Source organism: Brevibacillus sp. FW306-2-1A-C05A (assembly GCF_058781555.1).
This window is the reverse complement of the sequence record NZ_JBYSWV010000001.1, coordinates 263,367-280,809: the sequence shown is the minus strand read 5'-3', so window position 1 is coordinate 280,809 and position 17,443 is coordinate 263,367. Positions and strand designations below refer to the sequence as shown.

The window sequence follows — 17,443 nt, the reverse complement described above, 5'->3', positions numbered from 1 at the left end:
CTTGCGTCCTTTGTGCGCAGGTCCGGCCGCTTTTTCGCGCGTGGAATTGGCAAGTTCCCAAGGGTATTTGTCCGTTTCGTCAACCTGCGCGCATGAATATTTTAGGAAGAAGGTGAGCGCTTTAACAAGGAACGTGGGGGGGGGGGAAGGAAATGGAACAATACGTCATCAAGCCATGGGACACCCGGGACGACGGCCAACCTGCGCCTGTCGACTGGGATATGCAAGTACCTCCGGAAGTCGATGCGATCGCGGAGCTCGTCATGAAAGAATACGAGATGTCCGTCAGCAGCAAGACGCTGATTACCTCGAAGCCGGACAAAGGCGGCGCGATCTGGCGGATCGAGACAGACAAAGGGCCGCGCAGTCTGAAAGTGCTGCACCGCACACCGGAGCGGAGTCTTTACAGTGTTGGCTTGCAGGAATACGTCGTCAGACAGGGGGCCAGAGTTCCCGCGCTCATTCCGGCCAGAGACGGAAAGCTCTTCGTGGAAAAGGGCGGAAAGCTGTGGATTGTCACGGACTGGATTGCCCTTACGCAAGCGACCAAAGTAGACTTGGCAGGAGCGCAGGAGCTGTGCTTCGGCCTGGGAGAATTTCATCGACATTCGAAAGGATACGTGCCGCCACAAGGGGCGAAAAATTCTTCCCGCCTGTACCGTTGGCCCAACTACTATCAAAAGATTGCCAAAAAAATCGGCTGGATGCGTGAGATGGCAAAAGCCTATGGGGAGACGACCGCAAGCAACTCGATTCTATCTGTCGTAGACAAGTATGAGCGACAAGCATTGGATGCGCTGGAGCGTCTGAAGGCATCTGCCTATCCAAGAATGGTGCAGATGGGTGAACCGCACTGGGGAGTAGTTCATCAGGACTATGGCTGGTCCAATGGACAGAATGGACCAGGCGGGCTTTGGGTCATCGACCTGGACGGTGTGGCTTACGATTTGCCGTTCCGCGACCTGCGCAAGCTGATTACAAGCACAATGGACGACATGGGTGTCTGGGATTTGACGTGGATGAGAGGAATGATCGAGGCGTATCACCGGGCTAACCCGCTCGATCGGGAGTCATTTGAGGTGCTTTTGATCGACCTGGCGGCGCCAAATGAATTTTACAAGCATCTGAAGGAAATGTTTTACGATCCTGTCACGTTCTTGAACACGGAAGCAGAGGCCATCCTGCAGCGAATCCTCTCCACCGACCAGACAAAAGACCAGGCATTGGCGGAGCTGGCGAAAGACATCAGCCAGTACCAGCCCGGCGATTACACCCAGGCTGCCGTCCCGGCCACGACCGTGCGCCAAGCGCCTGCGAGTGCATCAGATCAGGCAAACTGGCAGCTCGCTTCGCCAAATCCGGCGGCAAAAGGTGAGAGCAAGCCAGTCGATGTGGAACCCGGAAAGCTTATTCGTCTCCCCGAAAAAGAAAGTAAGCCTGTTCGAACTGCTGTGGCCGCGAAAAAGCCGCCAGATGTCGTGCTCTTCCCTAATCCCGAGCTGCCTTTCGCAGAGACAACGACGCCAGCGAGCAGGCAGAGCGAGCGCCTGAAGCCGATAGTAGCTACTGTGAAAAAAGCCGGGAGCAAGCCAGTGAAGAAAAAGGCAGCGTCAACCGGCTCGGTAAAAACAGCAAGCAAAACGGGCAAGAAAACCGTTCTGAACAAAAGTTCGGTCGCCAAAAAAGCAAGCGCCAAGCTGCCCGCAGGAAAAGCGCTCAAAAAGACTGGCAAGTCGAACGAAAAAGCAAAAACAGGAACCCAACTTGCAAAACGGTCCAGTTCTCCCCGAGGCACTCAGCATGCAGCCGTCAAGCATCCTTACAAAAAGGCAGCAGCTCCAAGCCGCAAATTGACCAGTAATCAGGCAAAGAAGCCGCGCGCGGTGAAAGCAAAAAAAACAGGCAGAAACATGCGATGAGTAGTGTCAGGAAAGGAGAATTCGGATGAAGGTAGTCATGATCTGTACGGAAAAGCTGCCCGTTCCCCCGGTGCGGGGCGGTGCCATCCAGACGTATATAGCCGGGATCGCGGATACGCTCGGGAAGCATCACGACCTTACCATTTTAGGGACGTCGGACCCAACGCTCGCCATGGACGAACGTGTGCGAAATGTTCGCTATGCGCGTGTGAATGGACACGGTGTCTTCGAAATCTACGCCCAGGAAGTTCTCGCGTTTTTGCGAGCGAATGCATACGATGTGATTCACGTGTTCAACCGACCGCGGCTGGTTCCCTTGATTCGCGAAGTATGCCCGAACGCACGGATCGTACTGAGCATGCACAACGACATGTTCGATGCGGCGAAAATTCCCCCGGCGGAAGCGGCGAGCGCCATCGCCAACACGTCGACGATCATCACGATCAGCGATTATGTAGGACGCGTCCTTGCGTCGCTCTACCCGGAAACGCAAGGGAAACTGCGCACGATCTATTCCGGTGTCGATCTACAGACGTTCGTCCCGTGGGAGAGCTCGCAGGCTGCACGAAAAATTCGCCAGGAGCTGCGGGCTGCCCACAACATCGGGAACAGGCAGGTCATTTTGTTCGTCGGCAGACTGACCCCGAAAAAAGGGGCGGACATCCTCGTGCGGGCGATGAACGAGCTTTCGGCCTACAAATCCGACATCGCGCTTGTGCTGGTCGGAGGCTCCTGGTACGGCGTCGATAAAATCAGCGACTATGTCGCCTATGTGCGCGCGCTGGCGGATCGTTCGCCGATTCCTGTCATCACGACAGGCTATGTGGCAGCAGAGAACATCCACCACTGGTTTTGGGCAGGCGATATCTTTGTCTGTCCTTCGCAATGGGAGGAGCCGCTCGCCCGCGTCCACTACGAAGCGATGGCTGCAGGGCTGCCGTTTGTGACGACAAAACGCGGGGGCAATGCGGAAGTGATTATCGGCGGAAACGGCCTGCTCGTCGAAGAGCCGGAAAACCCGCAGTCTTTTGCCACTCAACTGAAGCAGCTTCTGTCCAGCCGCGACCTGCAGCGCAGAATGGGGAACAGCGGCCGACAGTTGGCGGAACAGCGGTTTACGTGGGAGCGCGTGGCCCGGGAAGTGCTGGACGTATGGAGGAACTTGTAGCGTGAGCTGACAGGACGCAAATACCCACTTTTTTCGAGAGAGAGGGGAGAAGTGGGTGCTTGGTCCGTTTTTCTTGCAGGGGAGAAAGGGACAAGCCTGCGGCAGGCAGGCGCACAAGCTCGCCACAAGCTTGTCCAAAAGCTGTGCAAGCAAAGACGGAAAAAAGCGGCTCCCCCACTCCCGGCTTTTTAAGCGGAAGCGCCAATGTCTTTTGGCGCATGGTGAAACCCAAGCAGGAGTGGGAGGACGAAGCAAGGCGAAGAAATCAAAGTACTTTGGCTGAACCTTCGATTACATTCAGGGTGACGGGCGCTGTCTCTTCCGCTTCGTCTGTGGCGGCGGCTGCTTCCGGCGGAGGGGCGTCGGGAATGATGGCGGCAATGCGGTTGAGCGGGATGAGAATACAACTGCCGTAGCTTCCGTCAAGCTTCAGCTCGATGATGCCGTCGTCGACTCTTGTGAGCTGCCCCACCCGGTAAGGGCGGCTGCCTGGTCCCCAATCGGATGTGAGAATGACTTCGACTGTCCTGTTTTGCCTCATGCATTTGTACAGCTCTTTTCGCAGCCCTTCCACGCTTTCCTGCTCGGGCGTGTCTTCTGCTTCTACGTCCACGTTGACAATCGGGGCGGGGATGACGAGCGGTTTCGGTGCTTCAAACTGGACGATCGGCGCCTCGACCTGGACGGTGGGCGTGGCGCTCGTGACAGACACGTGGGGAGCGGGCGTGGTGACTTTTACATTCGGGGCGCGCACATGGAGGCGGACGACCCGGTTCAGCCTGTCGAGCAAGCGCCTGGTCGCCTGGCCAGACGAGCGGCGTCTGCTGCGGGAGACTGACTTCGCCCGTGTCTTCTTTTTCGCAGATCCCAAGAGAATGCACCTCCTACTGTCATGCTTTATCATATTCAGCGCGGAACGGAGAGAAATAGACAAATACCCTTGCCAAGAAAAATCAGGCAGGAAATGATTAGGGAATTTAGCGGAAATTTTTAAAAACAAATGGAAAATCGTGTATACTATTCAGGTAATCTCAAAAAGAGAGATGGAGGTTTCACCATGAATCAAATGCCAATGACCCCAATGGGAGTGGGGAAGCTATTGGACAAAAGCTTTAACGTATATCGCCAGCATTTTGGGGCGTACTTTTTTCTGGCTCTTATTTGGTTTGGCCCGTTTTTGCTTTTACAACAGCTACTCCTGGTCGACCTTAGCAGTGTGCCGCTACTCATGCAAGATACCGAAGGACTGGAATTTTGGGAATCGATGGGGGAAAAGTTTGGAGGGCAGGAAGAGATGGTCACCCAAAACGTCGGCCTGCTCTTGCTGTATGTGTTTTTGGTCGCGCCTCTGACGATGGTCGTGGCCTATCCGCAGTTGATTGCGGGCGCCACCTTGCTGACGAAATCTGTATGGGAGCAGCAAACGGTTGATTTGAAGGCCGCGCTGAAAGGCGCATTGGGACGCTTTTGGCCGCTTGTCGGAAGCACCCTCGTCTACGGACTGCTCATGCTCGCGGTGACGTTCGGGTTTGCCCTCGTGTTTTTGTTCATCGGCTTTTTGCTCGTGATGGCTACCGGCAATTCGATTGACACGTTTTTTGACTCGGGAAGCGAGTTCAATCCGTTCCTCTTCATCATTGTCTTTTTGTTTGGCTACATTTTGTTTTTGATCGGCATGCTTCTAGTGCCGGGCTACTTCCTGCTCAGATGGAGCTTTTACTTGCCGCTTGTCCTGTTTGAAAAGGGCGGCGTCGGCATCGGGAAAAGCTGGCATTTGACAAAAGGAAATTTTTGGAGGCTATTTGCGATTTTCATTGTTTTGAGCCTTCTGTATTCGATCTTTTCCGGCGGCATCCAGGTGGCCATCATGGGAATTTTGGGGACGTCGATCATTTCGCAGATCATCATGGTCGTGTTGAGTTGCCTGCTGATGCCGTGGATCGCGATTGTTTATGCGCTCGCTTACTTCGACTTGCGCGTCCGAAAAGATGGAACAGACCTGCAGGAACTGATGAACAGGCAGTTGGAGCAGGCAGCAGACCGTCCTTCTACACAGGAGCCGGGAGCAGCGCATGAATAGCACAAATCCTTGGGCAGCCGACAAGGAGCATTTGCAGGAAATTTTGCAGCGCGACGAATTTCAAGCCCTGCACACGGAAGGGGAGAGCTGGCTTGCGCGAGTGAGCGATTTTTTGCTCGAATGGCTTGCCAGGCTGTTTTCGTGGTCGGACATTCCTTCGGGTGCGGCGACGACGGCATCGACGGTCGTGCTGGTCGTCGCGGCGCTTTTGCTGGTGATGGTCATTTTCTGGCTGTTCCGCCGAATGGTATGGGAGCAAAAGCGGAAGGCGTCCCTGTTTGTCCACGGTGAAAAAATCCGCTCTCATGCCGATTACTTGCGGGAGGCACAGGAGTGTGCCGATCGCGGAGAATGGCGTGAGGGCGAACGTTCCTTGTTTTTGGCGTTGCTCGTCTACATGCAAAAACAGTCGTGGATTCGCATTGAACAGTGGAAGACGAACTGGGAGTACGCAGACGAAATCGAGGCCAACCACCCGGAGGCGAAGGCGCTGTTTCGCCGCTATGCCCGGGCGTTCGAGCAAGCTTGGTACGGGCAGGTAGCTGTGGACAAAGCAGACTATCTGGAGCGCATCCGCGAGCTTGCGCAGATTTTGGACGGGGAGGGACAGCATGAATAGCCTGAGAACGTATCGCGTGGGCATCAGCGTGGCGATCGTGCTGCTCGTCGTCGTCGGATGGTTTATCGTCAAGCCTGTAGCCACGAAACTGCCTCCTTATCTGGCATCGTCGGCACAGCCGGACGGAATCAAGGCGGTGCTGCTTCTGCTGGAGGAAAAAGGCAGCCAGGTTAAGGAGTGGCGGCAGCCGATGCATTTGCTGCCGAAGCCAGCGGGCCAGGCGCTGCTTGTCGTCGAGCCGGACAACCTGAGCGCGAACGAGCAGGATGACTTGCTCGCATGGGCCAGCGGCGGAAACGACCTGTTTGTTTTCTCCGAGCGGCCGATCTTGTGGGCCGGCTTGCCGCTTGAAGCGAAGTATATGGAAGAGAAGGGCAACCAGGAACGAAATGTGCAGGGGCAGTTGCTCGCTGAAGGGCTGCTGGGCCAGGCAAAAACACAGGCCAGATGGAAAGAGGCGGAGGGGCTGGAGCCGCTTTTTTACGACGACCAAGGAATCCTTGCGGGAAAAGTCCAGGTAGGAGCCGGAAGCATCTCGTACTTTTTGGTCCCGGATTGGTTGACGAATCGAAAAATTGGCGAGCTGTCTCACTTCGAGGCGGTGTGGCCGCATTTGCAAAAAAACTGGTCCGCGATCTGGGTGGACGAATACCATCACGGGCTGCAGGAGAAGCCAGGGCTTTTGGCGATCTATCCCGGCTGGCTGGTGGCAGCGCTCGTCCAGTTGGCCGTCGTGCTGCTTTTGTTCGTCTGGTGGAAAGGGAAGCGGTTTGGCCCTGTCTACACATTGCGCGAGTGGACGGTTCGCCGGGGGGACGAGACGCTTTTAGCCGTGTCGAGCTGGTATGAGCGCCGGGGACTTGCGCGTGACGCGCTGGCGCATAGGGAAGCGTATATGCGCCAACTGATGCACGATCGCTGGGGCGTTCACCAAAAAGCGGACCGCGCCGAGATTTTGCGCTGTGCCCGGCTACGCTGGAGCGAGCAGGCAGTCACCAGGCTTGCCGAGCTGCTGGATCGGCTGGAGCAAGCACGCAGCGGAACCGGATATTCGGCGAAGCGGCTTTTGGCAGACAGTCTTTTGCTGGATGAGATCATTACGCAACTGATGAAGGAGTGACATAACAATCGTGGAGCAATTGTTGCAACAGATGGAAAAAGAACTGGTCGGACAGCGGCAAAACATTCGGCTGCTCGTGGCCGCCTTGCTCGCTGGCGGTCACGTACTGCTGGAGGGAGTGCCAGGGATCGGAAAGACCAAAATGGTCCGCACCTTGTCGGGGCTGATCGGGGGAGAGAGCAGGCGCATCCAGTTTACGCCTGACATGATGCCTTCGGATATTATCGGCCATGTCGTTTTCAACATGCAGGACAACCGCTTTGAGACGATCAAAGGCCCTGTATTCGCGAATTTGCTGCTGGCGGACGAGATCAACCGCACGCCGCCGAAAACGCAGGCGGCTCTCCTGGAAGCGATGGAGGAAGGCCAGGTGACGATTCACGGAGTCACGTACCCGTTGCCCGAGCCATTTTTCGTCGTCGCCACGCAAAACCCGGTCGAGTACGAAGGAACTTACGTGCTGCCGGAGGCGCAACTCGACCGCTTTTTGTTCAAGCTGACGATGCAGTATCCGTCGCATGAGAGCGAAAAGCAGATTCTGGTCCAGCACGTCCGGCACACAGGCGGGCAGGAGGCGAAGCAAGCGCCGATCTGCAGCCTGGACGACATTTTGGAGCAGCGGCGCAAATTGCAGGACGTCGTCGTGGACGATTCGATTTTTGAGTACATTACGACCTTGATTCGCAAGACGCGGGAAACGAAACGACTTCTGCTCGGGGCAAGTTCCCGTGCCGGGATTGCGGTTCTCTTGGCCAGCAAGGCTTGGGCGCTTTTGGACGGCCGCGAGTACGTGACGCCGGATGATGTGAAAATGGTGGCCCGGCCTGCGCTGCGGCACCGTCTCATCCTGTCACCCCAGGTAGAATTGGAGGGGGGCACCAGTGACCACATCATCGAAGAGACGTTGGCCGCTATTCCGGTTCCTCGCTGATTTTTTGGCAGATCGCTTCGTTTTGCCGACGAAGCGGCTGCTCGTACTGCTGCTGCTCGGCACCCCGATTGCCGTCATCGGCTTTTTCATGGGCACCGGGTACGGGGCTTTCTGGCTGTACAACGGCCTCGTCTGTGTGGCGAGCGTGCTCGACTGGCTGACGCTGCCCAAGCGCAAAGACCTGGAGCTGCGCCGCGTGCTTCCCGAGCAGAGCGACATCGGCCAGTCGTTTTTGGTCGAGGTAGAAATGACGAACAGAAGCGGCCAGACGGTTTCCTACGTGCTCATGGACGATTTGCCGCACTCTTTTGCGGAAGCAGGGCCGATCTCGGGCAGGATGGAAAGCGGCGAGTCGCGCATCGCCTATCAGACGCGCGGATGCGAGCGGGGGAACTATTCATTTGCCTGGCTGTATTTGCGCTGGAGCGGCAAAATCGGCTTGTGGTACCGCCAGAGCCGCTTTTCCTTTCCGCAGACGATCAAAATTTACCCCGATTTGTCGCAAGTTCGCGGCTATTTGAACTCGTTGCAGGAGAGCCTGATTGTCGACGGCAAAAAAATATTGCGCCGGGCCAAGGCTGGCTCTGAGTTCCACGCGATCCGCGAGTACGTCCCGGACGACGATCCGCGCACGATCAACTGGTCGGCGTCGGCACGCTCCCGGCGGCTGATGACGAACCAGTATCGGCCCGAGCACGGCAAAGTCATTACGATTCTCGTCGATTGCGGCAGGCTGATGGGCGTCGAGCTGAACAACCAGAGCAGGCTCGATCAGTCGCTGGAGTCGGCGCTCACTCTGGCTGCGGTCGCTTTGCGCCAGGGAGATCAGGTGGCGTTTCTGGCCTATTCCCACGAGATCAAGACGTACATACCGCAAGGGCGCGGGATGGGACACTTGCACACGATTTTGGAAGCCACCTACGATTTGTCCCATGACTTCGTCGAGGCTGATCCGGCCAAGGCACTGGAATTTATGCATCGCCAGCAAAAGCGGCGCAGCCTGATGGTGCTGTTCTCGGACATGGAAAATTACTTGGTGGAAGACTTGCTCGCCAGCTATTTGTGGAAAATGCGCCGCTCGCACCTGTTTTTGCTGCTCTCGCAGGCGGACCCGCTGCTGCACGAATGGACGCGGGTTCCGGTCGAAAACAGCCGCCTGGCCTACATCAAATCGGTGGCGCAGCGCTTCCAGCTCGACCGCAGGGCGTTTCAACAAAAAATGACCGGCGCGGGCATCCAGGTGCTCGATGTGCCGGCCGATCAGTTGACGCTGACAGTGATAAATGCTTATTTGGAAATAAAGGCGAGAGAGGCATTGTGAGCCTGGCGCCTTCGCCCGATAACATACCAAAGGCACAAAAGCAGCAACGTGGCCGCCGCCACGAGGTACTTCGTTTCCAGGGAGAGCGTCGAAGGCGTGATGTAGCCTTCGATGACTCCCGCCACGAACAACAGCGGCAGGGTCGCAAGCAGCAACTGGGCCGATTCTTTCGCCGCCTCCAAAAACTGATACTTGCGGGCGTAGCGCCCGGGCACGAGCAGACGGTAGCCCATGTGCAAGCCGGCCCCTCCGGCAATGAAGATCGCCGTCAGCTCGATGACGCCGTGCGGGAGGATGTACGCCCAAAAAGCGTAGCTGCTGTCTGCCTGATAGTAGACAGCGGCCAATGCCCCGACGAGCAGCCCGTTGAACAGCAGGACGTAGATCGGCACGAGGCCGAATGTAATCCCGCTGACAAAAGCGAGAATGGCTACTTTCATGTTATTGGTCATAATCATCGTAGAGATGACAGGGCTGTTGATGGCATCGTGCCCTTCCCCCAGTCGCGAAGGATCAATCTGTTCGGCCATGCCTTGGGGCAGCACGTAGTACAGGTTGAGCGGGTCGGCGAGCACGGCCGCAAAGCCGGATATGCCGCCAATGATGAAGAGCAGGGCGGCCATGCCGATAAATCCGATCCGCTTTTGCATCAGCCCGATCAGATGGACGCCGAAAAAGTGCCGCAGTTGCTGCCAGCTTCCCGACTGCTGCTTGTACGTCAGGTTGTGGGCGCGGGATACGAGCTGGTTGAGGTAGAGCGTGATTTCATCCATCGGGTGATACGAGCGGACGAGCGCCAGATGGGCGGAAGCTTTTTTATACAAATGGGTCAGACGGTCAATGTCTGCGGCTGTAATCTGCCGCTCTTGCCGGGTGAACCGTTCGACCAGTTGTTCCAGTTCGGCCCAAGAGGCTTTATGCTTGTGCCAAAATGAAGTGATATCCATGGATAAGGCCTCCTTATCTACTAGAATTGCGAGAGGGAGAAGCGAACCGACATGAATGAAAATCCATCCGTGAATCAGGCAGGTCGCGAAGCGTCCATTGTCACCCCTGAGCATGTGATGCTGCGGTTCCAGACAGCGGGATTGGGCAGTCGGGCCGCTGCCCAGTTGATCGACAGCGTCATTTTGCTCCTGGTTAATCTTACTGTATTTATTGTAATCGGTATAGTTTTATTTGGGAAAGAAGATATTTTTTTCCTGGATAGTGACGGCTATGCCATCGCCGTTGTCATCCTCCTGCTCTTCGTGCTCAACTTCGGCTACTTTTTGCTGCTGGAAGCGCTCTGGTCGGGGCAGACCGTCGGGAAAAAGTGGATGGGGATTCGCGTCATCCGCGACAACGGCCAGCCGGCGACGTTTTTGTCCTCCACGATCCGCAATCTGTTCCGCATCGTGGACACTCTCCCGTCCGGCTACTTTTTGGGAGCGCTCGTCTCTTTTTTTCATCCTCGCGACAAGCGCATCGGCGACCTCGTCGCAGGAACGATCGTCGTAGTCGAAGGCGGGGGCCGCACCGCTCTGTTCCAGAACAGAAAGGCGAAAAAACAGGGAGCGGCACTGGCAGAGCCGCTTGCTTTGAGCGAGCAGCAAAAGCAGGCGTTCACCCGCGAGGACTGGCAGTTGCTTTCGACTTTTATCGCGCGGCAGTCCTCGCTGGCGGAAGCCAAAAAGCTTGAGTTGGCGGGAGAAATCGCCCGCCTGTTGCAAAAAAAGCTGGAATACAGCGAGGAACAGGCGCGGCAGGAAGAGCCGATTCTGTTTTTGCAGCGGCTGCACCGCACGCTGCAAAGCGAGTGGAGCCTGGGGAAATAGCCTTGGAAGATACCGTCAAGGGCACGAAGCGGCGGTATCTTCTTTTTTTCGAGCAAAATTTCCACTATTTTCGCAAAAGCCTTGCCGAAAAATAAACTATGATATAATAAAACCTCACTCTATGTCACAGAAAGGAGGAGGGAGCCGATGAACGACAAATACATGGGAGCGTCATCGACTTCGTCTACTACTCTGCCACTCCCGGCAAACGGGAAGCAGGCGAACAGACGCAAACGAGGCAGCCTGTTTCAGGCATTGTTTCCCTCCCAAACAGAAGGCAAGCGGCCTCTATTGCCAATCGTACTGGCTGTACTGGTTTGGGCGGGACTTGCTTATGCCGGGTACGCCTATGCTGCCCATACGCTGGACAAGCAGCAGCAACTTGTGAACCTGCGCATCGATCAGATACAGGAAGACAATCAGAAGCAGATGAAAGCGTTGGGCGAACAACTGGCTTTGGTGCAGGAAGAGATGAAAGACGTGCAGGCGGGTCTTGGCAATCTGGAAGAAGACCTGCAATTGACGGGTGAGACGATTGGCGGGACGAACAAGACAAAAGAAGCTCTCCAGGATCGGATCGACCAGTTGAACAAGCAACTGGTCGATTTGAAGGCATCGCTGAAAAAACTGGAGGATGCAGCCCGTGCTTGGTAAAGTCAATCGCTTTTTCCTGTTCCTGCTGGCGCCAGCGCTCGGCTTTTTGCTTGCCCTCACCCTGACCAATCCCGCGGACAAGCTGCAGGCGGAAGGCTTGAAGCTCGCTTCCGAACAGTCGAAACAACTGGCGGACGAGCTGGGACAGCAGTTGGACGACACGAAGAAAACGCTGCGCGATGTAGAAGCGGTCGTAGCGGACATCCGCGACCGCGCCAAGAAGGAGCAAAAAGAGTACGAAGAGCAAAACAAGCACATCAACAACCTGCTGGTGACGAGCCGATCGCAGACGCAAAAGTCGGCAGATGTGCTGGACGCGATCTTGTCCAACATGCTCGGCGACCCGATCGGGCAGTCCTTCGGCAACAAATCAATAGTGAAAGTGTACTCGCTGCAGGAAGCGGGCTATCGCGGGTACATGGCGAAGGTCCGGCTGAAAGACCCAAGCGCACTGAAGATGGTGCTTGCCAACAACTCGGTCAAAAGCAAAGGCGAGACGACGAGCCATGCCGGGAAGCGCACCGGAGCTGTCCTGGCGATCAACGCAGGCGGCTTCATGAGCGACAGCAAGGGCAATCTGACGCCGCTTGGCATTACTGTTGTCGACGGCAAGATTCGCACGTTTTCCAACAATTCGAATCTGAGCTTCGTCGGATTCAACAACAAAGGCCACCTGGTGGGAACCCAAATTACTACCCAGGCGCAAATTACCCAGCAAGGCATTTTGCAAGGGGCCAGCTTTTTGCCAAGACTGCTGCAGGACGGGAAACGGCTGCCGATTCCTCGCGACTGGGCCAACACTCGCCAGCCGCGCACGCTCATCGGGCACTTTGACAACGGCGACTTGCTGCTCATCGTCATCGACGGCAGAAGAGAAGGCTGGAGCAAAGGCGTTACTTTGGAAGAAGCGCAACGCAAGCTGCAGGAATTCCACGTCGTCGACGCGTACAATCTCGATGGCGGCGGCTCCAGCGCGTTTTACTACAACGGCAAGCTTTTGAACAAGCCTTCGGACGGCAAAGAAAGACCAGTCGTGAGCAATCTGGTCATCTTGCCGTAAGCGGTAAGCGAATGCTTTTGAATAGAGACACTCTTCCAGCGGGGAACCTGGCTTCGCTGCGGAAGAGTGTTTTTTCGTCTGTCAGAGAGCAGATGGGTTGACCTGGAAAAATGCTGAAAATTATAATAATAAGGATAGGAAGAAAAAAACAGGGGGGATCTTATGAACAAAAAGATGATGGTAGCCCTCTCGTTCGTTTCCGTTTTTTCGCTGACCCAATTGGCATGGGCAAAGGTGCCCGGTGTTCCGGCTGGCGTAGATGGCGCCACGAAAGGCATTGTGGCGGTCTCCCACCCTGCGGCCGCGCAGGTTGGACGGGACATTTTGGCCAAGGGGGGAAATGCTGTGGACGCCGCCGCCGGAATCCAGTTGGCTCTCAATGTGGCAGAGCCGTACATGTCGGGAATCGGCGGCGGAGGCTTTATGATGATCTATTTGAAGGACCAGAACAAAATCACGGTGATCGACAGTCGGGAAGTAGCCCCGGCAAATGTGACAGCCGACATGTTTTTACAGGCCGACGGGCAGCCGATTCCTTTTGAACAGCGGCACACCAGCGGTCAGGCAGTAGGCGTGCCGGGGACGTTGCTCGGCGTGGCAGAGGCGCTTGAGGAGTACGGCACGTGGGAGCTGGCAGACGTGCTTGCGCCAGCGATCGAGCTGGCCGAAAAAGGCGTTCGTGTCAACTGGGTGACGGCGGACTACATCGCCAAGTCGCGCGACAAGCTGGAAAAGCACAAGACAGCCGCGCAAGTGTTCTTGCCGGAAGGCCGTCCGCTGGAGGAAGGGCAAATGCTCGTCCAGCCCGATTTGGCCAAGACGCTGAAGCTGATCCGCGACGAAGGGCCGGATGTTTTGTACAAAGGCGAGATTGGCCGCGCGCTCGTCGAAGAGGTGCAGCGCACAGGCGGCAAAATGACGATGGACGACCTCAAGGCTTACCAGGTCAAGGAACGGGAGCCGGTGCGCGGGATGTTTCGCGGCTACGAGGTGATTTCCATGGCGCCCCCCAGCTCGGGCGGCTTGACCATGATCCAGATTTTGAAGCTGATGGAAGGCTACGACAACCAGAAGGACGGATTTGGCTCCGTAGCGTATTTGCACCATCTGATCGAGGCCAACCACCTCGCCTACGCTGACCGGGCGGCGTACATGGCGGACGAGGACGTCTATCCGGTGCCCAAGCAAGGCCTGCTCCACGACGATTACATAAAGGAACGGCGCAAGCTGATCGACGACAACCGAGCCAACGCGAACATCACGGCTGGCGACCCGTGGAAGTACGACACGGGACAAAAGCCGGCGGCCGCGATCAAAATGCTCGACAGCTCGCCCGTGAAACAGACGACCCATTTTGCCGTCATGGACAAATGGGGCAATCTCGTCTCTTATACGACCACGATTGAGGACATTTTTGGAAGCGGCGTGATGGTGCCGGGCTACGGCTTCATGCTCAACAACGAGCTGACGGATTTTGACGCGGTTCCGGGCGGCGTCAATCAGGTGGAGCCAGGCAAGCGCCCCCGCTCGAGCATGACGCCGACGATCGTGCTCAAAGACGGGCAGCCGTTTTTGGCCGTTGGCTCGCCGGGCGGCTCGACGATTATCGCCTCTGTGTCGCAAACGATTCTCAACGTGATCGACCACGGCATGAACATCGAGGACGCCATTCGCGCTCCCCGCATTTTTTCCAGCGGCTATCCGAACGTCTCCTGGGAGGCGGGGATTGACCAGGACGTCATCTTGCAGTTGATGGCAAAAGGCCACGTCTTTGCCGAGCAGCCTGCGGATATCGGCAATGTTCAGGCGATCGTCTACGATTTTGAAACAGGCAAGATGTACGGAGGGGCAGACGATACGCGAGAAGGCACGGTGCTTGGCGTCGACGCGATCGCCTACACGGCTGCCGAGCCGGAGGAAGTGCCGTATGAGCCGGGCGAGCCTTTTGCCATTGCCGTAAACGGGCAGACGTACCCGTTTTTGGCGGAACAGAAGCTGGTCGTGGATGGCATTGCCTATGTGCAGGCGGAGAAGCTGCTGCTCGGTTTGGGCAAAAGCAGCGCCGACTTCCGGGCAGATGCGATTACCGTACGCGGAGTGGCGTACCTCCCTGTGAAAAAAGTCGCGGAAAAGCTCGGGTTCACCGTCACCTGGGATGAAAGCGAACGGGTCATCGAGTTGAAGAAGTAAACAAAACCAATTTGGAAGGTGGAAGCTTTTTTCATGGACACGAGCAAGGCAGCGGCGGCAGGCTATGCGTTCGCGGCCCTCGATTCGTGGCTGCCGGAGCTGATTCAATCGATCGCAAAAGAAACTGTGCAAGCAAAAGCGTGACTATCCGTCCTTTTTTTTCGTCTAACTCCATGGTAAGGTAAAGCAGAACATATGTGTCTGTATGGAACCAGGAGGATCAATGATGAAAAAGAATCGCACCAATGGTCTTGCGATCGTCGCCGCACTATCAGTAGCCCTGCTCAGTGGATGTGAAGCCCCTTCGTTGGATGGGTTGCTCGCTTCCCACCAACCGTCTCAGCCGACGGGAAATACGGCAACAGCGAAAGACGGTACGCAAACAAATACAACAGAGCCGGCGCAGGGAGAATCCCCTCGCGCGAAGCAGGCATCCCTGGCCGAAACGATCCAAGACGTCAACGGGGTCCCGACGGTGACAAACCCGACCGATCTCGCCGTTGTTGTGAACAAGAAGCGGGCGCTGCCTGCTGACTATATTCCGCCTGATCTGGTGGAGCCTGACGTGCCGTTTCCGTTCGATGAAAAAGTGGAAAAACGGTTGATGCGCCAAGAAGCCGCACAAGCGTTGGAAGAGTTGTTCGCAGCCGCCAAGCAGGACGGCATCGAGCTGTACGCCGTGTCCGGCTACCGCTCGTACAAGACGCAAAAATCGCTGTACGAGACATATGTGCGAACACAAGGCGCAGAGCATGCTGCTGCGTACAGCGCTGTTCCAGGAAAAAGCGAGCATCAGACCGGATTGGCTATGGACGTGTCGGGGGCCGATGCGAAAACAAGGCTGGAAGAGTCGTTTGGCGAAATGCCAGAAGGAAAATGGCTGGCGGAGCATTGCGCGGAATACGGCTTCATCATCCGCTATCTGAAAGGCAAGGAAGACACGACCGGATACGCCTATGAGCCGTGGCATCTGCGCTACGTCGGAAAAGAAATGGCGCGAGAGATCACGGCGGCAGGGCTTACCCTGGAGGATTACTTGTCCGCAACCGCCACGGCGCAAAAATAAAAGGGGAAAAGAAAAAGCCGCTCACGTGCAAGAGCGGCTTTTTCGTATGCGACTGCCCAGCTAGGTAGCAGGCGGTTATTTTGGCAGACGGATGTCCGACAACGGCCAGTAGACCGCTTCCGCGCGACCGACTACATGATCGAGCTTGACAGGGCCAATGACCCGGCTGTCCATACTGTTGTTGCGATTGTCTCCCATTACAAAAATGCTGCCTTCCGGAATGGTGATCGGCCCGAAGTCTTCGGTCAGGGTCACGCCAGCCGCTGAAGCTTGCAGCTTGTTGTTGGCCAAATACTCTTCGCTGAGCGGTTGGCCGTTGACGTACACCTGGTCGTTTTTCGCTTCTACCGTATCGCCTGCGACAGCGATGACGCGCTTGATCCAGTTGTCGCCGCTCGCATCCGGGTGAATAATGACGATGTCGCCCGGTTTCGGCTCCTTGAGATAGTAAATCGCTTTGTTGACGATGACCCGTTCGCGGTCGTGCAGCGTGCTCTCCATCGACCGTCCTTGCACGACGTAGGGCGCCATGACGAACACGTAGATGAAGGCAGTCAAACCGCCAATCAAAACAAACGATTTCAACCAGTCGAGCAATTCGGTTTTCCATTTCGCTGTGCTTTTGGTTTGTTCCATCAACTTGATCTCCTATGTACATGGTTTCGCTGGCAACAGATTGCCGTGGGCAAAAGAACGCCCTGCGCTTGGGACTGCCTTTCTATTATACATGCAATACGATTGGATACGGAATAAGATTCAAGGAAATTAATGGAGGGCGCGCCCAAAAGCTGCTGTCACGATTTTGCCATCTTCGCCTATTGTCAGTTTTTCCTGTTTGCGGTAAGATGATGTTGCATATAAGTTTTACAGTAAAAATATTAAGTAGTAAACACTTTGTTCCGGCTCATACATATCTTTCGAGGAAAGAAATAATTTTGGAAGGTCTATTGATCTTCATGTACTTAGGCTATATAGTTTTATAGTAAAAGTACTTATATTATTTACTTTCTGAAAATAGGTGATGTTGTGAGCGACATGTCCCGCGCCAGTAAAATTGAGGAACTGGATCGAGCATTTGTCGAGATGGCTCGCTTCTTCATCAGCCACTGGCTGGAAGAGGAAGAGCTGATTAGTCCCAAGCAATTTATTTTGCTGCGAGTGCTTCATCAAAAAGGAAGAAGCACAGTTTCCGAACTGGCGACCATTCTGAAGCAATCCAACAGTGCGACTACGATTGCTCTCAATCGGCTGGTGAAAGCCGGTTACATCGACCGGGTCCGCGACGAGCTGGACCGGAGAGTCGTATGGGTCACGCTGTCGCAAAAGGCAGTCCCTATGCTCGAGGGGCTTTTGTGCCAGAGAAGAGCACTGGTGGGCAAACTGCTGGAAAACCTGAGCGACGAAGAATTGGAGCAGTTTACGTACTTCTTGCGGAAAATGAAGCAATGCATGTAGCGTTGCCATCAGGGTAGCAGGTGGGGGACATTTCAGCGGACAA

The 17,443-nt window shown here is 55.8% G+C and carries 16 protein-coding genes; 13 read left to right on the top strand and 3 right to left on the bottom strand.

All coding sequences use genetic code 11. The features are described 5' to 3' along the window. Positions 1-152: 152 nt before the first annotated feature. Positions 153-1,919 (top strand): CotS family spore coat protein, encoded by a 1,767-nt coding sequence (locus tag AC3WJN_RS01470; protein WP_007779081.1) that lies wholly within the window; start codon positions 153-155, stop codon positions 1,917-1,919. A gap of 25 nt (positions 1,920-1,944) precedes the next feature. Then, positions 1,945-3,087 carry a glycosyltransferase family 4 protein gene (locus AC3WJN_RS01465; RefSeq protein ID WP_005831085.1) on the top strand — a complete coding sequence of 381 codons (1,143 nt, stop codon included), beginning with the start codon at positions 1,945-1,947 and terminating at the stop codon, positions 3,085-3,087. Between the two features lie 265 nt (positions 3,088-3,352). Here AC3WJN_RS01465 and AC3WJN_RS01460 read toward each other — a convergent pair whose 3' ends face one another. Continuing rightward, a complete protein-coding gene (locus AC3WJN_RS01460) occupies positions 3,353-3,958 on the bottom strand; it encodes a hypothetical protein (protein ID WP_007779076.1) in 606 nt (201 codons plus the stop codon). A 186-nt stretch (positions 3,959-4,144) separates the two neighbouring features. On the opposite strand from AC3WJN_RS01460, the gene AC3WJN_RS01455 reads away from it, so the two are divergent. Genes AC3WJN_RS01455 through AC3WJN_RS01435 form a run of 5 tightly spaced genes read left to right on the top strand, consistent with a single transcriptional unit; the run spans position 4,145 to position 9,158 of the window. Then, positions 4,145-5,167, top strand: coding sequence for a hypothetical protein (locus AC3WJN_RS01455; protein WP_007779075.1), 1,023 nt, complete (start codon positions 4,145-4,147; stop codon positions 5,165-5,167). After that, the gene (locus tag AC3WJN_RS01450; protein ID WP_005831089.1) at positions 5,160-5,786 is read left to right on the top strand and encodes a DUF4129 domain-containing protein; all 627 of its coding nucleotides are present in this window, start codon (positions 5,160-5,162) and stop codon (positions 5,784-5,786) included. The genes AC3WJN_RS01455 and AC3WJN_RS01450 overlap by 8 nt, the downstream gene beginning before the upstream one ends. Continuing rightward, the gene (locus AC3WJN_RS01445; protein WP_005831090.1) at positions 5,779-6,906 is read left to right on the top strand and encodes a DUF4350 domain-containing protein; all 1,128 of its coding nucleotides are present in this window, start codon (positions 5,779-5,781) and stop codon (positions 6,904-6,906) included. The genes AC3WJN_RS01450 and AC3WJN_RS01445 overlap by 8 nt, the downstream gene beginning before the upstream one ends. A 10-nt stretch (positions 6,907-6,916) precedes the next feature. Continuing rightward, positions 6,917-7,837 carry an AAA family ATPase gene (locus AC3WJN_RS01440; protein WP_007777648.1) on the top strand — a complete coding sequence of 307 codons (921 nt, stop codon included), beginning with the start codon at positions 6,917-6,919 and terminating at the stop codon, positions 7,835-7,837. Beyond that, on the top strand, positions 7,788-9,158 hold the full coding sequence (locus tag AC3WJN_RS01435; RefSeq protein ID WP_007777651.1) for a DUF58 domain-containing protein: 1,371 nt from the start codon (positions 7,788-7,790) through the stop codon (positions 9,156-9,158). Before AC3WJN_RS01440 ends, AC3WJN_RS01435 begins: the two co-directional genes overlap by 50 nt. On the opposite strand, the gene AC3WJN_RS01430 is transcribed toward AC3WJN_RS01435, so the two are convergent. Then, positions 9,125-10,105, bottom strand: a complete 981-nt coding sequence (locus AC3WJN_RS01430) for a stage II sporulation protein M (protein ID WP_007777655.1) — start codon at positions 10,103-10,105, stop codon at positions 9,125-9,127. The two genes, AC3WJN_RS01435 and AC3WJN_RS01430, sit on opposite strands and share 34 nt — an antisense overlap. A 51-nt stretch (positions 10,106-10,156) precedes the next feature. Between AC3WJN_RS01430 and AC3WJN_RS01425 the strand changes: the two genes are divergently transcribed. The 5 genes from AC3WJN_RS01425 (at position 10,157) to AC3WJN_RS01405 (ending at position 15,945) form a co-directional block, all read left to right on the top strand. Then, positions 10,157-10,975 carry an RDD family protein gene (locus AC3WJN_RS01425; protein ID WP_007777658.1) on the top strand — a complete coding sequence of 273 codons (819 nt, stop codon included), beginning with the start codon at positions 10,157-10,159 and terminating at the stop codon, positions 10,973-10,975. A 147-nt stretch (positions 10,976-11,122) separates the two neighbouring features. Next, complete coding sequence (locus AC3WJN_RS01420; protein WP_005831094.1) at positions 11,123-11,629, top strand: hypothetical protein; 507 nt, start codon at positions 11,123-11,125, stop codon at positions 11,627-11,629. Continuing rightward, on the top strand, positions 11,610-12,689 hold the full coding sequence (locus AC3WJN_RS01415; protein WP_174435219.1) for a phosphodiester glycosidase family protein: 1,080 nt from the start codon (positions 11,610-11,612) through the stop codon (positions 12,687-12,689). Before AC3WJN_RS01420 ends, AC3WJN_RS01415 begins: the two co-directional genes overlap by 20 nt. A gap of 162 nt (positions 12,690-12,851) precedes the next feature. Further along, entirely contained in the window at positions 12,852-14,879 is a 2,028-nt protein-coding gene (gene ggt, locus AC3WJN_RS01410; protein WP_310669788.1) for a gamma-glutamyltransferase, read from the top strand. Between the two features lie 226 nt (positions 14,880-15,105). Beyond that, on the top strand, positions 15,106-15,945 hold the full coding sequence (locus tag AC3WJN_RS01405) for a M15 family metallopeptidase (RefSeq protein ID WP_005831097.1): 840 nt from the start codon (positions 15,106-15,108) through the stop codon (positions 15,943-15,945). 75 nt (positions 15,946-16,020) lie between these two features. Here AC3WJN_RS01405 and lepB read toward each other — a convergent pair whose 3' ends face one another. Continuing rightward, positions 16,021-16,581, bottom strand: a complete 561-nt coding sequence (lepB, locus tag AC3WJN_RS01400) for a signal peptidase I (protein ID WP_310669789.1) — start codon at positions 16,579-16,581, stop codon at positions 16,021-16,023. A gap of 390 nt (positions 16,582-16,971) precedes the next feature. Between lepB and AC3WJN_RS01395 the strand changes: the two genes are divergently transcribed. After that, a complete protein-coding gene (locus tag AC3WJN_RS01395) occupies positions 16,972-17,400 on the top strand; it encodes a MarR family winged helix-turn-helix transcriptional regulator (RefSeq protein ID WP_007777678.1) in 429 nt (142 codons plus the stop codon). The last annotated feature ends 43 nt before the right edge of the window (positions 17,401-17,443 follow it).

What these genes read in the sequence shown, in the direction of transcription:
- ggt (WP_310669788.1), top strand. Translation starts at nt 12,852, where the DNA reads ATGAACAAAAAGATGATGGTAGCCCTCTCGTTCGTTTCCGTTTTTTCG.
- AC3WJN_RS01445 (WP_005831090.1), top strand. Translation starts at nt 5,779, where the DNA reads ATGAATAGCCTGAGAACGTATCGCGTGGGCATCAGCGTGGCGATCGTG.
- AC3WJN_RS01430 (WP_007777655.1), bottom strand. Translation starts at nt 10,105, where the DNA reads ATGGATATCACTTCATTTTGGCACAAGCATAAAGCCTCTTGGGCCGAA.
- lepB (WP_310669789.1), bottom strand. Translation starts at nt 16,581, where the DNA reads ATGGAACAAACCAAAAGCACAGCGAAATGGAAAACCGAATTGCTCGAC.
- AC3WJN_RS01450 (WP_005831089.1), top strand. Translation starts at nt 5,160, where the DNA reads ATGAATAGCACAAATCCTTGGGCAGCCGACAAGGAGCATTTGCAGGAA.
- AC3WJN_RS01465 (WP_005831085.1), top strand. Translation starts at nt 1,945, where the DNA reads ATGAAGGTAGTCATGATCTGTACGGAAAAGCTGCCCGTTCCCCCGGTG.
- AC3WJN_RS01405 (WP_005831097.1), top strand. Translation starts at nt 15,106, where the DNA reads ATGAAAAAGAATCGCACCAATGGTCTTGCGATCGTCGCCGCACTATCA.
- AC3WJN_RS01420 (WP_005831094.1), top strand. Translation starts at nt 11,123, where the DNA reads ATGAACGACAAATACATGGGAGCGTCATCGACTTCGTCTACTACTCTG.
- AC3WJN_RS01425 (WP_007777658.1), top strand. Translation starts at nt 10,157, where the DNA reads ATGAATGAAAATCCATCCGTGAATCAGGCAGGTCGCGAAGCGTCCATT.
- AC3WJN_RS01470 (WP_007779081.1), top strand. Translation starts at nt 153, where the DNA reads ATGGAACAATACGTCATCAAGCCATGGGACACCCGGGACGACGGCCAA.
- AC3WJN_RS01455 (WP_007779075.1), top strand. Translation starts at nt 4,145, where the DNA reads ATGAATCAAATGCCAATGACCCCAATGGGAGTGGGGAAGCTATTGGAC.
- AC3WJN_RS01415 (WP_174435219.1), top strand. Translation starts at nt 11,610, where the DNA reads ATGCAGCCCGTGCTTGGTAAAGTCAATCGCTTTTTCCTGTTCCTGCTG.